This is a genomic window from Stagnihabitans sp. (genome assembly GCF_964946895.1).
The window spans coordinates 1-13684 of the sequence record NZ_CBBQHX010000005.1; the positions used below are offsets into that span (position 1 = coordinate 1).

The window sequence follows — 13684 nt, forward strand, 5'->3', positions numbered from 1 at the left end:
GCGACAGCGGCTTCAAACCGGATCACCCGGCCCGCAGATTCGGCCGCCATGGCCAGAGCCTGCCCATGATGCGCCAAAAGCGCCTTGTTGGCCGTCACCACATCCTTGCCTGCGGCAATCGCCGCTTCGGTCGCCAGACGGGCCGGGCCCTCATGACCGCCCATGACCTCAACGAAAACGTCGACGTCCGGGCGCTGCGCCAAGGTCACCGGATCGGTCTCCCAGGCATAGCCCGACAGATCCGCATCGCGGGCCTTTTTCGGGTCGCGGGCCGAGACGGCAACGATCTGAACCTTGCGCCCGCTGCGCGCCTCGATCAGCGCAGCATGGCGCTGCACGATCTTGACCACGCCGATGCCCACAGTGCCAAGACCAGCCAGTCCGATGCGAAGGGCGGGGGATGGGGTCTGGTGCATGGGTACCTCGTCTGAATTGCTGCAGAGCCTGTTAGCCGTTTCGGTCCGCCAGTGCAACGCAGCCGCTTAACGTGCCACCGATGCCGCCCAGTCGCGCAATGCCGCAGCCCCCGCAACCAGCGGCGCGCCGCGATTGGCGGTTCCCGCCTCCGGGGCGAATTGTGATTGCGGCAGCAAGGCCGGTGCAGCACCCGACCGCGTCCCTGCGGGCCAGTCAATCTTGGGATAGGCCGAACAGGCCGACAGCATCAGGGCAATCAGGGCATAGCGCATGAACCCTCTTACTCTGCTTTCGTCTTCGCTTTCCACAAATATCCTCGGGTGTGGGGTCTGGGGAGAGGGCAGACAGCCCGCTCCCCAGCTGGGTCGCCAGAGGCGCGCGCGGGCTTTGCCCGCGCGCCCTTGTTTGCCCTAGTGCGCCGGACGGATGAAGGTCCCGTTGCGCAGGTCCGTCATCGCCTGCCGGATCTCGGCATCCGTGTTCATCACGATGGGCCCGTGCCACGCCACCGGCTCCTGGATCGGCGCGCCCGAGATCAACAGGAACCGCACGCCGTTCTCGCCCGCCTGCACCGTCACCTCGTCGCCCGCGCCGAAGTTGATCAGCGTGCGGTTGCCCGACATGTCGCGGATGTTGACCTCTTGTCCGCGGACCTCCTTCTCCAGCAGCACGCCTTGCGGGCGGCTGGCGTCGCGGAAGTTGCCCTGACCCTCGAAGACATAGGCAAAGGCATTGCGGCGGGTGTCGACCTTGAAGGTCTTGCGGCGGCCCTCTGGCACGAAGATGTCCAGATACTGCGGCTCGGCGGCGATGCCGTCGACCGGGCCCTTCTTGCCGCGGAACTCACCCACGATCACCTTCACCACCGTGCCGTCATCCTCCAGGATGTCCGGAATGTCGCGGCCCTTGACGTCCTGATAGCGTGGCGCGGTCATCTTCAGCGCCTTGGGCAGGTTGGCCCAAAGCTGGAAGCCATGCATCTGACCCTTGGCGTTGCCGAAGGGCATTTCCTGATGCAGGATGCCTGACCCCGCCGTCATCCACTGCACATCGCCGCCCTTCAGCATGCCCTTGTTGCCAAGGCTGTCGCCATGTTCGACCGAGCCCGCCAGCACATAGGTGATCGTCTCGATCCCGCGGTGCGGGTGCCACGGGAAGCCCTTGACGTAATCCCGCGGGCTGTCGCCACGAAAGTCGTCGAACAGCAGGAAGGGGTCGGTCTCGCTGGTCTGACCAAAGCCGAAGGCGCGGTGCAGGTGGACGCCTGCACCCTCCATTGTCGGACGGGCAAGCGAGGCGGATTTGACGGGACGGATGGACATTGCGGTCTCCTGTAACGGTTGACTGCAAAATAGGATGCATTGGCCCCCTGCGCCAGTGCATGAAAGGCGCCTTTTCCACAGGTACTCTCTGCAATGCTGCACAGACGACGCCCGGATCAGTGCCTAGGCGACTTCAATCTGTTCGGCGCGTCAGGCCGGGCAGCTGACGGCATCCATGGGAATGCATGGCAGGAAACGTGGCCGCGTCACGATGAACTCGCTGAAGGTCTGGGCATTCAGGCCGACATTGAACGCCGGCACATAGGGCACCTGAACCTCCACGATCACCACATAGTCCCCCGCGGTCATCGTCGGGATCTGTGCGGTAAAGTTCTGCAAGGTGGCCGTCGTCAGGGCGGGCAGGTCCGCGGCGTTGGTGGTCCGCGACCAATGCACTTCAAAGCGCGAGTTGACCGAACTCCAGGTGACCGAGGTCACCCGCATCGTTGCGTTCTGATCGCGGTCGATCAGGTACTCCACCACTTGCTCCAGCCCGGTGATGTAGCTTGAGGTGATCCCGGTCTCGGCCCGCGACAGCATGTCCGAGACGGTATAGGTGGCCTTTTGCACGGTGTTGAGCGAGCGGAAACAGTCCCAATAGACGAACAGGCCCACATAGGCCCAAAGCAGCAGCGGTAGCACGATCACCGCCTCGGCGATGACGGCAGCATCCTCGTCGCGCAGGAAACGCCGGGCGCTTGCGGTCAGACGGTGGAGCATGGGTTTCATGGCCATCCCCTCAACTCGGTTCCACGACGAAGGCACTTCGGGCCAGAAGCGCATAATTGCCCTGACTGTCGAGTGGTATGGCCAGGGCCAGTCCCATGCCGGGGAACATGGCCGGCAGGCTGACGCAGACGCGCACCAGCATCATGTCATTCTCTTGCCCGGCGTTCAGCGAGACCACCGGCTGGACCGGTGCCGTGCGGTTCACACAATGGGTGATGTCGGTCGGGATCGACCAGGTTGTCGTGGTGATCCGGTCCAGTTCAATGGCGATGTTGTTCTGGCAGTTGGGGAAAATGATGGTGCGGTCGCAGATTTCCTTTTTCAGCACCGCGTTGGTGACCACCGGATAATGCCCCAGCCGCAGTTCGCGCATCGTCATGTCCACCGACTGTTCCAGCAGGATTTCCCGCGTCATCAGCAAACCGCTTTCGAAGGAGGACATGAAGATCAGCAGGATCACCGGCACGACGATCACGAATTCCATCGAGGCGGTCCCGTCCTCGCGCCGCAGCGCGCGGATCAGGCGATGGACAAGATGGCTCAGGGCGGGGATCATTGGGTCAACCTCAATTGGCTGATGTTGTTGGCAATCGCGGCAAAGGCCGTGCTGATCTGGATTCCGCTTGCATCAAAGTAATGCGCATCCGACGAGGCGCAGGCGCGGATCTGGGTTTGCCCGTTGGTCGGCGCTTCGAAGGCGATGCCATAGACGATGACCCCGGCCTGTTTGGCGGCGGTGCAGGCCGACTGCATCTGCGTGTCCATCGCGGTCGTGGCGGTCTGGGTGCGGAACAGGTTCATCTGGGTGCTGAAGGTGGCAATCCCCGGCGATGCATAGAAGGTTTGCGCAACATACTGCATCCCCAGCGCGGCCCAGACTTCCGGCCAGGTGCGGCCGGTGGTGCCGGCGATGACGGCGGCCGGGTTGTAGCAATCGGTGTTCAGCGGCGAGGCCCCGTTCCAAGGCCGCGATTGCCAGACCCCCAGATGCGGCACCCAGAACGGCCGGCTGGCGCAGATCGTGGCGGGCGAGGTGTTGTTGACCTTGCTGACATGAAAGATCGACCAGCGGCTGTCACTGGTGGCTTGCCACAGCGGCGACAGGCCGGTCTTGTACGCGGAATTGACCCGCTCTTCGGCGAAGTTCTCACCGTCGGTCATCAGCACGATGACCTTCATCGCATCCGGGGCAGCATAGTCCAAGGGCCGGCCGGCCATCGTTGCGGGCATGTTTCCTGCGGCGATGGTGCTGGTGTAGACCGACTGCACCGAGGGATCCAGCAGCGTCATCCCCCATTTCATCCCGGCGTTGATCGAGGTGGCCCCCACCGCCACCAAGCCGTTGATATAGCCTTGCAGGGTCGCGATATCCTGTTGCGGCAGCCGCACGATATTGCCGCCGGTGCCGGGCGGGTTGCCGGCGTAATAGATGCCGCCGCCGACTGTCGGGCACCATTTGTTGACCTCGGACGGGGTCTGGGTGCCAGAGCCGGAATAGGTATCGACGTTGGAGGTCATTGACAGCGGCGTCGCGGTGGAAATCGCATAGCTGCTGTAGACCGAAGCAGGCAGGTCCACGCAGTCCACCCCGGCTTGCGTGCTGCTGGCGGGCAAGCCGTTCAGATCGGCCATGGTGAACTTGCTGCGCAGCGTCGGCCCCAGATTGACCTGCCCGTTGAAGGGCACGATGCCGATGGATATCTTGTGCTCCACGTCATTGGTCAGAACGGACGTGACGAAAGCATTCGCCGCGTTCTTCAGATTGACCAGCTTGCTGTTGGACGCCATCGAACCCGACACGTCCAGCACCAGCATGATTTCCACATTGTTGATGCGCTGTTCGGCATCCGACACCCCGAAGGCATCCAGCTTGTCGATCCCCATCAGGTGCAGGAAGATCGGGTTTGTCTGCTCGAAGGCGTTGGCCTTGACGTTGCGGAAGTTCAACCCGCGCGTCACGGTGACCGAGGTCAGGTCCGACATCAGCCCGGCCTTGCGGAAGTAATCCTCTACCACGCTCTTGGGATCACGGGCCTGCGTCAACGAGGCCGCGGCCAGGGTGGAGCGGTCGAGCGTGTTCTGCAACGCGGTGCGGCGGGCTTCATAGCGCATAAGATCGACCGCAATGCCGCCCATCATGATCATCAGCATCATGAACATCAGGGCGAAAATGGTCATGGACCCGGTTTCGTCGTGACCAAAGCGCATCATCCGCCGCAAACCGAACCGGGGGCCCCGGCTTGTGAACGGCCCCGGACGCTGTGCCCGAACTGAGATTGCACGTTTCATCGACACTACCCGCTACCACGGCCCGCCGCGTGCCGCCCGGAATCGGGAAGTGGCACGGCATGGCTTTCCAAAGGCCATCTACTTTCAGGGCTGGGGCGAAATTATGTCGCGAATGTGAGCGCATTTTGCAGACCCACGGCAAAGAGGGGGAAGTGTCGGAAAATCCGGCGAACAGCGGCCGGAAACGCTCCGGCCCGCCGTGGTTTGCCTATTGCGTCAGCTTCAATTGGGTCAGGTTGGCGGCGATGGTCTGGAACACCTGCTGGATGGTGTTGCGATCGGCGATGAAGGTGTGATCCGCATGGGCGCAGGCCGTGATCACGTCATTGCCATGCTGCGGCGCCTCGACCGTGATGCCGTAGATCGAGACACCATTGGCGCGTGCCTGATCACAGCTGACCTGAAGCGAGGCATCCATGTCCGGCACTTGGGCATAAGTGGCCTGCATGGCATTGACCATCGTGTTGTACACGGTCGTGCTGGCATTGGTGGCGCTGCTGCCTTGCGGGCGGGCATAGAACTGCCAAGCCACGTAAGTCATCTTCAGATTGGCCCAGATGTCCTTCCAGTCCTGCTGCACCGCCGCCCCGCCACCGGCCCAGGCCGCCGCCTGATAGGTGCCCAGATGCGGCACATACCAGGTATTGGCCCCCGCCCAGGCCGGACGGCCCGAGGTGACCTGCACCGAATATTTGCCATCCGGCGCCTTCCAGATCGGCGAGGGGCCGGTCTTGTAAGCATCCACGATGCGGTTGTGCGACACATGCTCGCCGTCCGTCATCAGCACCACGATCTTCATCGCCTTGGGGTCGCCATAGTCGAAGGGGCGGGCGGGCAGGCTGGCCGGTATTTTGCCTGCCGTTATGAAGTCGGCATAGGTCGACCGCATCGAGGGATCCAACAGCGCAAGGCCCCATTTCATCCCCAGCGTGATCGAAGTGTTGCCGCCCGCCTGCAGGGCATCAATCTCGGATTTCAGCGTGGTGACGTCATTGGTGGGCAAGCGGACGATGTTCACCGTCGTCGGCTGACAGAAGGCAGAGCTGTAGTTCGGCTTGGCATAGTTCACATCGGTCGCCGAAACATAGGCGTTGGTCCGGTTGGTGGCATAGGCGATGTCGGCATAAGCCATCATCGGCATCGGATCGGTCAGCGACAGCGCCTGCGAGGCCCATTCGGATGTCGGGATTTCAACGCAGTTGACGTCCGCCACGCCAGCCCGGTTGGTCAGGTTGAACTTGGCCGCCAGATCTGCCCCGATGTTGACCTGCGCATTGTAGGGCACGATCGCGATCGACACCCGGTGGTGCGGGTCATTGCCCATCACGGTGTCGACGAACTGATCCGCCGCGATCTTCAGATTGGCGATCTTTTGCCCCGACATCGAGCCTGACACGTCCAGCACCAGCACGATTTCCAGATTGCTGATTGCCTGTTCCGCCTCGCTGATGCCGCCGGCATCAAACTGGTCGATGCCCATCATGTGCAGGAAGATCGGATGGGTGTCAGCCACGCCGACGCTGTGCACGATCCGCTCATTCATCGCCGAGGTGACCTGAACCGATTTCAACTGCTCGGCCAGCCCCGCCTTGCGCATGTAATCCTGCACCACCGCCGTCGGGTCCAGCGCCTGATCCAGCGAGGCCGCCGCCAGCGTGGCGCGGTCCAGCGTGTTCTGCAGCCGGGTGCGGGTGTGTTCGAACCGCATCAGATCGACGGCCAGCCCGCCCATCATCAGCATCAGGATCAGAAACATCAGCGCGAAGATGATCAGGGCCCCGTCGTCGTCGCGCTGAAACGTGCGGGCGCAATGACGGACGCGGCCAAGACCCCGGGCGATTGACTCAAGCATGGCATCCCATCCCAAAACCAAGGCGAGCCTGAAATCCGGCCCGATCCATGACGCCCCACCGCCATCCATTTGTCCAAAAGTTGTGAAGAAATAAAGGCAAATGTGTCATGGCTACACCTTTCGGGTAGGGTGCTGAACAATGGCCAAATCCGGCGCGGGATTGTCACGCGCAGCGCAACACCCAATTGGGACAAGGTCGGCGCAGACCGCCACAGCACCGTCAGAATTGCCTTTTTCCGAATCACTTCGAAGGCATTTTCAAGCCAAACCCGCGATTTTGACCGAAGCATTGGTGACCAAAGTGTTTATCCTACCCAAACGGATCGCAGCGGGACCGTGCCCCGCGACCCGCGATCCCTTGGGGAGGACGTCATGACATCCAATCAAGAACCCAGCTTTCGGGATTCGGTCGACCTGATGTTCCGCCGCGCGGCCAAGTTCATGGACCTTGGGCCGGGGCTGGAAGAAAAGATCCGCGTCTGCAATTCGACCTACACCGTGCGTTTCGGCGTCCGCTTAAGGGGAGAGATCAAGACCTTCACCGGCTACCGCTCGGTCCATTCCGAACACATGGAGCCGGTCAAAGGCGGCATCCGCTATGCCCTGTCCGTCAGTCAGGACGAGGTCGAGGCGCTGGCAGCCTTGATGACCTACAAATGCGCCCTGGCCGAAACGCCATTTGGCGGCTCCAAGGGTGGCCTTTGCATTGACCCGCGCGAATGGGATGAACATGAACTGGAACAGATCACCCGCCGATTTGCCTATGAACTGATCAAGCGCGACCTGATCAACCCGGCCCAGAACGTCCCCGCCCCCGACATGGGGACAGGGGAGCGCGAGATGGCCTGGATCGCGGATCAGTACATGCGGATGAACACCACAGACATCAACGGCCGTGCCTGTGTCACCGGCAAGCCGATCAACGCGGGCGGGATTCAGGGCCGGGTCGAGGCAACCGGGCGCGGCGTGCAATATGCCCTGCGGGAATTCTTCCGCCACCCCGAGGATGCGGCGAAAGCCGGCCTCTCCGGCGGTCTCGATGGCAAGCGGATTGTGGTGCAGGGCTTGGGCAACGTCGGCTATCACGCCGCCAAGTTCCTGTCCGAAGAAGATGGCGCCAAGATCATCGCGGTGGCCGAACGCGATGGGGCGGTGGTCAATGAGGCGGGCCTTGACATCGAGGCGCTGCGCCAGTGGATGGCCGCCAACAAGGGCGGCGTGAAGGGTTTTCCCGGTGCCACCTTCACCGAGCAATCCTCTGCCGCGCTGGAACTGCCCTGCGACATCCTGATCCCGGCCGCGTTGGAAGGTGTCATCAACCTCACCAACGCCGATCGCATCAAAGCCCCCCTGATCCTCGAAGCCGCCAACGGCCCGATCACCTTCGGCGCGGACGAGGTGCTGCGCGCCAGGGGCACGGTGATCATCCCCGACCTTTACGCCAATGCCGGCGGCGTGACGGTCAGCTATTTCGAATGGGTCAAGAACCTGTCGCACATCCGCTTTGGCCGCATGCAGCGCCGCGCCGAAGAGGCCCGCTCGCGCCTTCTGGTCGAAGAGCTGGAAAAACTTTCTGCCGAACAGAACCTTGGCTGGACCCTTGGCCCCGGGTTCAAAGAGAAGTTCCTGCAAGGTTCTGATGAACTGGCGCTGGTCCGCTCGGGCCTCGATGACACGATGCGTACCGCTTATCAGGCGATGCGCGAGGTCTGGCATGGCAGGGCAGGGGTCGAAGACCTGCGCGTCGCAGCCTACATCGTCTCGATCAGCCGGGTCGCCGCCACCTACAAATCCAAAGGCCTGTAACCCCTTCCGGGGATCATGCGCGGATCGCCCCTTGGGCCCAACCCAACCCGTGCGCCCGGTGATGTGCTTCTTGCCAAATACGCCTGCCGACCCCCGGGGCTGACGGCAGGCATCAAGCGCCCGCAGGATGGGCAATCTGCCCATGTTCCGGGCCGCCCGTCCCCCGCACCCCTTGCCTGCGACACCTTTTGTCGCGGGCAGGCCAGTTGTTTGCCGCCACCTGTTGAATAACCCTGTAAAACCCGCAACACTCGGGGCAAGTCAACAGGAGTCCGCGATGCGCTATTCGGGCTGGAACGTCATCAAAGAGGGGCTCTTTGGCAACAAGGGCTGGGGCAAGGCGTGGCGCGATCCCGCCCCCAAGGCCGAGTATGACGCCATCATCATCGGGGGGGGCGGACACGGGCTGGCCACCGCCTATTACCTTGCCAAAAACCACGGATTGACCAACATCGCCGTGCTGGAAAAGGGCTACCTCGGGTCCGGCAACATCGGCCGCAACACCACCATCGTACGCGCCAACTACTTCCTGCCCGGCAATTCCGAGTTCTACTCCCACTCTCTGAAGCTGTGGGAGAAGCTGGAGGGCGAGCTCAACTACAACGTCATGCATTCGCAGCGTGGTCACATCATCCTGTTCCACTCCGACGGCCAGCGTGATGCGGCGGTGCGGCGGGGCAATGCCATCGTCAATCAGGGCGATGACGCCGAACTGCTGTCCGTCCCGCAACTGAAAGAGATGCTCCCCTACCTCGACTACAGTCAGACCCGTTTCCCGATCTACGGCGGCCTGATCCAGCGCCGCGCCGGGACCGCCCGCCATGACGCAGTGGCCTGGGGCTATGCCCGCGCCGCCGACCAACTGGGCGTCGATCTGATCCAGAACTGCGAAGTCACGGGCATCGACATGGCAAACGGCAAAGTCACCGGTGTCCAAACCACCCGAGGACCGATCCGCGCCAAGAAGGTCGGCATGGTTGTCGCCGGGCGCTCCTCTCAGGTTGCCGCCATGGCGGGCATGCGTCTGCCCATCGAATCCCACGTGCTGCAGGCCTTCGTGACCGAGGGGCTGAAGCCCGTCATCGACAACGTCGTCAGCTACGGGATGGGCCACTTCTACATCAGCCAGTCCGACAAGGGCGGTCTAGTCTTCGGTGGCGACATCGACATGTACGCAAGCTACGCCTCTCGCGGCAACCTGCCGATGGTCGAACACGTGATGGAAGCCGGCATGACCCTGATGCCGATGCTGGCCCGCGCCCGCGTGCTGCGGTCCTGGGGTGGCATCATGGACATGACGCCTGACGGGTCCCCCATCATCGACAAGACCCATATCGACGGCCTTTTCGTCGACGCCGGCTGGAACTACGGCGGCTTCAAGGCCGCCCCGGCCTCGGGCTGGTGCATGGCCCATTTGATGGCCACCGGCCAAAGCCATGACGTTGCCCGCCGCTTCCGCCTTGACCGTTTCCGCACCGGACACGTCATGGACGAAGAAGGCACCGGCAGCCAACACAACTTGCATTGAGGCCCAACCATGCGCCTGACCTGTCCCCTCTGTGGCACCCGCGACCGGCGAGAGTTCTATTACTCCGGGTCCGACGACTACCTGAACCGCCCTGCCGCCGATGCGCCCATCGAGGCGTGGGATGACATGCTGCACCTGCGGACCAATCCCGCCGGGGTGACCAAGGACCTGTGGTACCACGAAACCGGCTGCGGTTCCTGGCTGGTGGTGACACGCAACACCGTGACCCATGCGGTGCTTGCCACCGAACTGGTCGCAGCCCGGAAAGGTGCCAAATGAGGATCGCAGGCAAAGGTCTGATCGACCGCACCGAACCCGTCACCTTCACCTTCGACGGCACCCGCTATCATGGCTTCAAAGGCGATACGCTGGCCTCGGCCCTGATGGCCAATGATGTCAAACTGGTGGGGCGCAGCTTCAAATACCACCGCCCGCGCGGCATCCTGACCGCAGGCCCCGAAGAGCCCAACGCCATGGTAGAGGTGCTCGACAACGGCAGCCAGACGCCCAACACCCGCGCCACTGTGCAGGAAATCTACGAGGGGCTGACCGCCCAAAGCCAGAACCGCTGGCCCTCGCTGCGCCATGACGTGATGGCGGTGAATGACCTTGCATCGCCATTCCTCGGCGCAGGCTTCTATTACAAGACCTTCATGTGGCCGCGCGCCTTTTGGGAAGGCCTGTACGAACCGATCATCCGCCGCGCCGCGGGCTTGGGAAAGCTGAAGCCGCAGCACGAAACCGCGTCTTACGAAAAAGCCTTCGCCTTCTGCGACCTTCTGGTGATCGGCTCCGGTCCCGCCGGCCTGATGGCCGCCCTGACCGCCGCCCGCAACGGGGCCGACGTGATCCTGGCCGAGCAGGACAGCCTGATGGGCGGTCGCCTGCTGTCCGATGACAGCGTGCTGAGTGGCGCGTGGTTGACGGAGACCCTTGCCGAGCTGAAGTCCCTACCCAACGTCCGCCTGATGGCCCGCACCACCGTTGTGGGCGCCTATGACCAAGGCACATATGGCGCGCTGGAGCGGGTCGGCCTGCACCTGCCCAACACACCCAATCTGCCGCGCGAATGCTTCTGGCGCATCGCGGCGGGCCAAGCCATCATGGCCACCGGCGCGCTCGAACGCCCGATCGCCTTCACCAACAACGACCGCCCCGGCATCATGCTGGCCTCAGGCGCACAGACCTACCTGAACCGCTTTGGCGTCACACCCGGCGACAAGGTCACGCTCTACGCCACCAACGACAACGCCCGCACCGTCGCCCGCCAGTTGATCGCCGCCGGCGTCAAGGTCGTGGCCATCCTCGACAGCCGCCCGGACGCCTCCCATGTCGAGGATTGCCCGGTCTACCTTAACGCTTCGATCACCGACACCGCCGGCCGCCATGGCCTGACGCAGATCTCTGGCCACCATCAGGGCGGCGATTTTCAGATCGACACCGATTGCCTCTTGATGTCCGGTGGCTGGAACCCGCTGGTCAACATCGCCTGCCATCAGAACGCGCGCCCGTCCTGGCGCGAGGATATCGCAGCCTTCGTCCCGCATCCCGGCATGGTGCCGGGCTTGGCGGCGGCGGGTGCGGCGAATGGCGCCTTCTCCACCCACGCCGCCCTGGCGGAGGGGCACGACACTGCACTTGCCGCGCTGACGGCGATGGGAAAACCTGCGGCCTCGCAAGACCTGCCGCAGGCCGAAGACGCGCCCTACACGCTGCAAGCTCTCTGGCACGTTCCCGGCAAGGGCCGCGCCTGGCTGGATTTCGCCAATGACGTCACCGTCAAGGATGTGAAGCTGGCCGCACAGGAGGGCTACACCTCGGTCGAGCATATGAAGCGCTACACCACCCAAGGCATGGCGCCCGACCAAGGCAAGAATTCCAACGTCGGCGCCCTTGCCGTGCTGGCGGATGCCACCGGTCGCGGCATCGCCGAAACCGGCACCACCACCTTCCGCCCGCCCTTCACCCCCGTCTCCATCGGCGCGCTCGGCGCAGGCGGGCAGGGCGCAGGCTTCGCCCCGCAGCGTTACATGACCTCCGACCAAGCCTCGCGCGACCGCAACGCGCCGATGGTCGAGGCAGGCCTGTGGTACCGCCCCAGCTACTTCCCCAAACCGAACGAGACCACCTGGCGCCAATCCTGCGACCGCGAGGTGCTGATGGTCCGCTCTGCCGTTGGCGTGGCAGATGTCTCGACGCTGGGCAAGATTGACATTCAAGGCAAGGACGCCGCCCGCTTCCTCGATTTCGTCTACACCAACACCTTCTCGACCCTCGCCGTGGGCAAGGTGCGCTATGGCCTGATGCTGCGCGAGGATGGCTTCGTCATGGACGACGGCACCACGGCGCGGCTTGGGGAAAACCACTACCTCATGACCACCACCACCGCGGCTGCAGGGCAGGTGATGCGCCACCTCGACTTCATCCACCAAGCCTACTGCCCCGACTTCCAGGTCCGCTTCATCTCGGTCACCGAAAGCTGGGCACAGTTCGCCGTGGCAGGCCCCTTGTCGAAGATGCTGCTGAACTCGCTCCTCGACACGCGGCTGGAGGATTTTCCCTTCATGTCCTGCGGCACCGTCTCGGTTGAAGGGGTTGCAGCCCGTCTCTTCCGCATCTCCTTCTCGGGCGAGGAGGGATATGAAATCGCCGTCCCCACCGCCTATGGCGAGGCGCTGTTCCGTGACCTCTTGGCCAAGGCCGAAACCCTCGGCGGCGGCCCCTACGGGATGGAAGCGCTCAATGTCATGCGGATCGAAAAGGGTCTGATCACCCATGCCGAAATCCATGGCCGCGTGACCGCCTTCGACATCGGCATGATGAAGATGGTGTCAGCCAAAAAAGACTGCATCGGCAAGGCCGCCAGCCTCCGCCCCGGCCTGAACGGGCCAGAGCGCGAACAGCTCGTCGGCCTGCGCTGCGAGGCCGCCATCGGTGCGGGCGCCCACCTTTTCACCCCCGGCGACAAGGTTGAGCGGGTGAACGACCAGGGCTATGTCACCTCGGTCTGCTGGTCGCCGACCTTGGGAACCAATCTGGCGCTGGCCTTCCTGAAGGACGGCCGCGCCCGCCATGGCCAGCGCATCCGCCTTGTGGACCACATGCGCAAGACGGATGTCATCTGCGAGGTGACCGACCCGGTCTTCCTCGACCCGGAAGGAGCGAAACTCCGTGCCTAACCTCATCGCCAAATCCGCCATTGCAGGCCATACCCCCGTCACCCGCGCCGCCACCACGCTGTCCGAGGCGCACGTCGGCCCGATCACCTCGATCGCGGTCTTCCCCGGCGCCTTGGCTGAGGTCACCACCCGCCTTGGCGCCTTTCCCGCCCCGAACACCATGGCTGGCAACCTGATCTGGACCGGCCCCGAACAGGCCTTCCTGCTCGGCACCGCAGCCCCTGACCTCTCGGGTCTGGCCGCTGTGACCGACCAGACTGGCGGTTGGGCCGCGCTGTGCCTGAAAGGTCCCCAAGCCGCCAACGCCCTGATGCGCCTGATCCCGCTTGACCTGCGCGAGGGGCATTTCCCGCCCGGCACATCCGCCCGCACCCCCCTGGGTCACATGCAATCGGTCCTGATCCGCGACTCCGACGGCTTCCTGATCCTCGTCTTCCGCTCCATGGCCCGCACCGCCTGGCACGAGATCGACACAGCGCTCCACGCTCTGGAGGCCCGCGCCACCGCCGGCGTCTAACGCCCGTCCCGCTTTCATCTGTTCCCAAATATCCCACCGGAAGGG

11 protein-coding genes and 1 pseudogene are annotated in these 13684 nt (G+C 63.6%); 5 read left to right on the top strand and 7 right to left on the bottom strand.

What is annotated here, in order from left to right; translation table 11 throughout:
• From AC1Y2B_RS04415 to AC1Y2B_RS04445, 7 genes and pseudogenes are all read right to left on the bottom strand, one after another.
• A pseudogene (locus tag AC1Y2B_RS04415) lies at window positions 1–416 on the bottom strand (homoserine dehydrogenase); the annotation flags it as partial.
• 66 nt (window positions 417–482) lie between these two features.
• A complete protein-coding gene (locus tag AC1Y2B_RS04420) occupies window positions 483–689 on the bottom strand; it encodes a hypothetical protein (RefSeq protein WP_482251852.1) in 207 nt (68 codons plus the stop codon).
• 138 nt (window positions 690–827) lie between these two features.
• Window positions 828–1739 carry a pirin family protein gene (locus AC1Y2B_RS04425; protein ID WP_482251853.1) on the bottom strand — a complete coding sequence of 304 codons (912 nt, stop codon included), beginning with the start codon at window positions 1737–1739 and terminating at the stop codon, window positions 828–830.
• A gap of 150 nt (window positions 1740–1889) precedes the next feature.
• Entirely contained in the window at window positions 1890–2468 is a 579-nt protein-coding gene (locus tag AC1Y2B_RS04430) for a TadE/TadG family type IV pilus assembly protein (protein WP_482251854.1), read from the bottom strand.
• A 10-nt stretch (window positions 2469–2478) separates the two neighbouring features.
• Window positions 2479–3024 carry a TadE/TadG family type IV pilus assembly protein gene (locus tag AC1Y2B_RS04435; RefSeq protein ID WP_482251855.1) on the bottom strand — a complete coding sequence of 182 codons (546 nt, stop codon included), beginning with the start codon at window positions 3022–3024 and terminating at the stop codon, window positions 2479–2481.
• On the bottom strand, window positions 3021–4646 hold the full coding sequence (locus AC1Y2B_RS04440) for a pilus assembly protein TadG-related protein (RefSeq protein ID WP_482251856.1): 1626 nt from the start codon (window positions 4644–4646) through the stop codon (window positions 3021–3023). The genes AC1Y2B_RS04435 and AC1Y2B_RS04440 overlap by 4 nt, the downstream gene beginning before the upstream one ends.
• A gap of 319 nt (window positions 4647–4965) precedes the next feature.
• Entirely contained in the window at window positions 4966–6609 is a 1644-nt protein-coding gene (locus tag AC1Y2B_RS04445) for a pilus assembly protein TadG-related protein (RefSeq protein ID WP_482251857.1), read from the bottom strand.
• A gap of 372 nt (window positions 6610–6981) precedes the next feature.
• Here AC1Y2B_RS04445 and AC1Y2B_RS04450 point away from each other — a divergent pair, with 372 nt between their 5' ends.
• The 5 genes from AC1Y2B_RS04450 to AC1Y2B_RS04470 all read left to right on the top strand — a co-directional run bounded on the left by AC1Y2B_RS04450 (window position 6982) and on the right by AC1Y2B_RS04470 (window position 13639).
• Window positions 6982–8415 carry a Glu/Leu/Phe/Val family dehydrogenase gene (locus tag AC1Y2B_RS04450; RefSeq protein ID WP_482251858.1) on the top strand — a complete coding sequence of 478 codons (1434 nt, stop codon included), beginning with the start codon at window positions 6982–6984 and terminating at the stop codon, window positions 8413–8415.
• A gap of 277 nt (window positions 8416–8692) precedes the next feature.
• Window positions 8693–9943, top strand: coding sequence for a sarcosine oxidase subunit beta family protein (locus tag AC1Y2B_RS04455; protein ID WP_482251859.1), 1251 nt, complete (start codon window positions 8693–8695; stop codon window positions 9941–9943).
• Window positions 9944–9952: 9 nt separating this feature from the next.
• Window positions 9953–10222 (top strand): sarcosine oxidase subunit delta, encoded by a 270-nt coding sequence (locus AC1Y2B_RS04460; RefSeq protein ID WP_482251860.1) that lies wholly within the window; start codon window positions 9953–9955, stop codon window positions 10220–10222.
• Complete coding sequence (locus tag AC1Y2B_RS04465) at window positions 10219–13122, top strand: sarcosine oxidase subunit alpha family protein (RefSeq protein WP_482251861.1); 2904 nt, start codon at window positions 10219–10221, stop codon at window positions 13120–13122. Before AC1Y2B_RS04460 ends, AC1Y2B_RS04465 begins: the two co-directional genes overlap by 4 nt.
• Window positions 13115–13639 carry a sarcosine oxidase subunit gamma gene (locus AC1Y2B_RS04470; RefSeq protein ID WP_482251862.1) on the top strand — a complete coding sequence of 175 codons (525 nt, stop codon included), beginning with the start codon at window positions 13115–13117 and terminating at the stop codon, window positions 13637–13639. Before AC1Y2B_RS04465 ends, AC1Y2B_RS04470 begins: the two co-directional genes overlap by 8 nt.
• Window positions 13640–13684 lie beyond the last annotated feature (45 nt).

Coding starts and splice junctions, on each gene's coding strand:
- AC1Y2B_RS04430 (WP_482251854.1), bottom strand. CDS start 2,468: ATGAAACCCATGCTCCACCGTCTGACCGCAAGCGCCCGGCGTTTCCTG.
- AC1Y2B_RS04425 (WP_482251853.1), bottom strand. CDS start 1,739: ATGTCCATCCGTCCCGTCAAATCCGCCTCGCTTGCCCGTCCGACAATG.
- AC1Y2B_RS04460 (WP_482251860.1), top strand. CDS start 9,953: ATGCGCCTGACCTGTCCCCTCTGTGGCACCCGCGACCGGCGAGAGTTC.
- AC1Y2B_RS04445 (WP_482251857.1), bottom strand. CDS start 6,609: ATGCTTGAGTCAATCGCCCGGGGTCTTGGCCGCGTCCGTCATTGCGCC.
- AC1Y2B_RS04420 (WP_482251852.1), bottom strand. CDS start 689: ATGCGCTATGCCCTGATTGCCCTGATGCTGTCGGCCTGTTCGGCCTAT.
- AC1Y2B_RS04465 (WP_482251861.1), top strand. CDS start 10,219: ATGAGGATCGCAGGCAAAGGTCTGATCGACCGCACCGAACCCGTCACC.
- AC1Y2B_RS04435 (WP_482251855.1), bottom strand. CDS start 3,024: ATGATCCCCGCCCTGAGCCATCTTGTCCATCGCCTGATCCGCGCGCTG.
- AC1Y2B_RS04455 (WP_482251859.1), top strand. CDS start 8,693: ATGCGCTATTCGGGCTGGAACGTCATCAAAGAGGGGCTCTTTGGCAAC.
- AC1Y2B_RS04440 (WP_482251856.1), bottom strand. CDS start 4,646: ATGACCATTTTCGCCCTGATGTTCATGATGCTGATGATCATGATGGGC.
- AC1Y2B_RS04450 (WP_482251858.1), top strand. CDS start 6,982: ATGACATCCAATCAAGAACCCAGCTTTCGGGATTCGGTCGACCTGATG.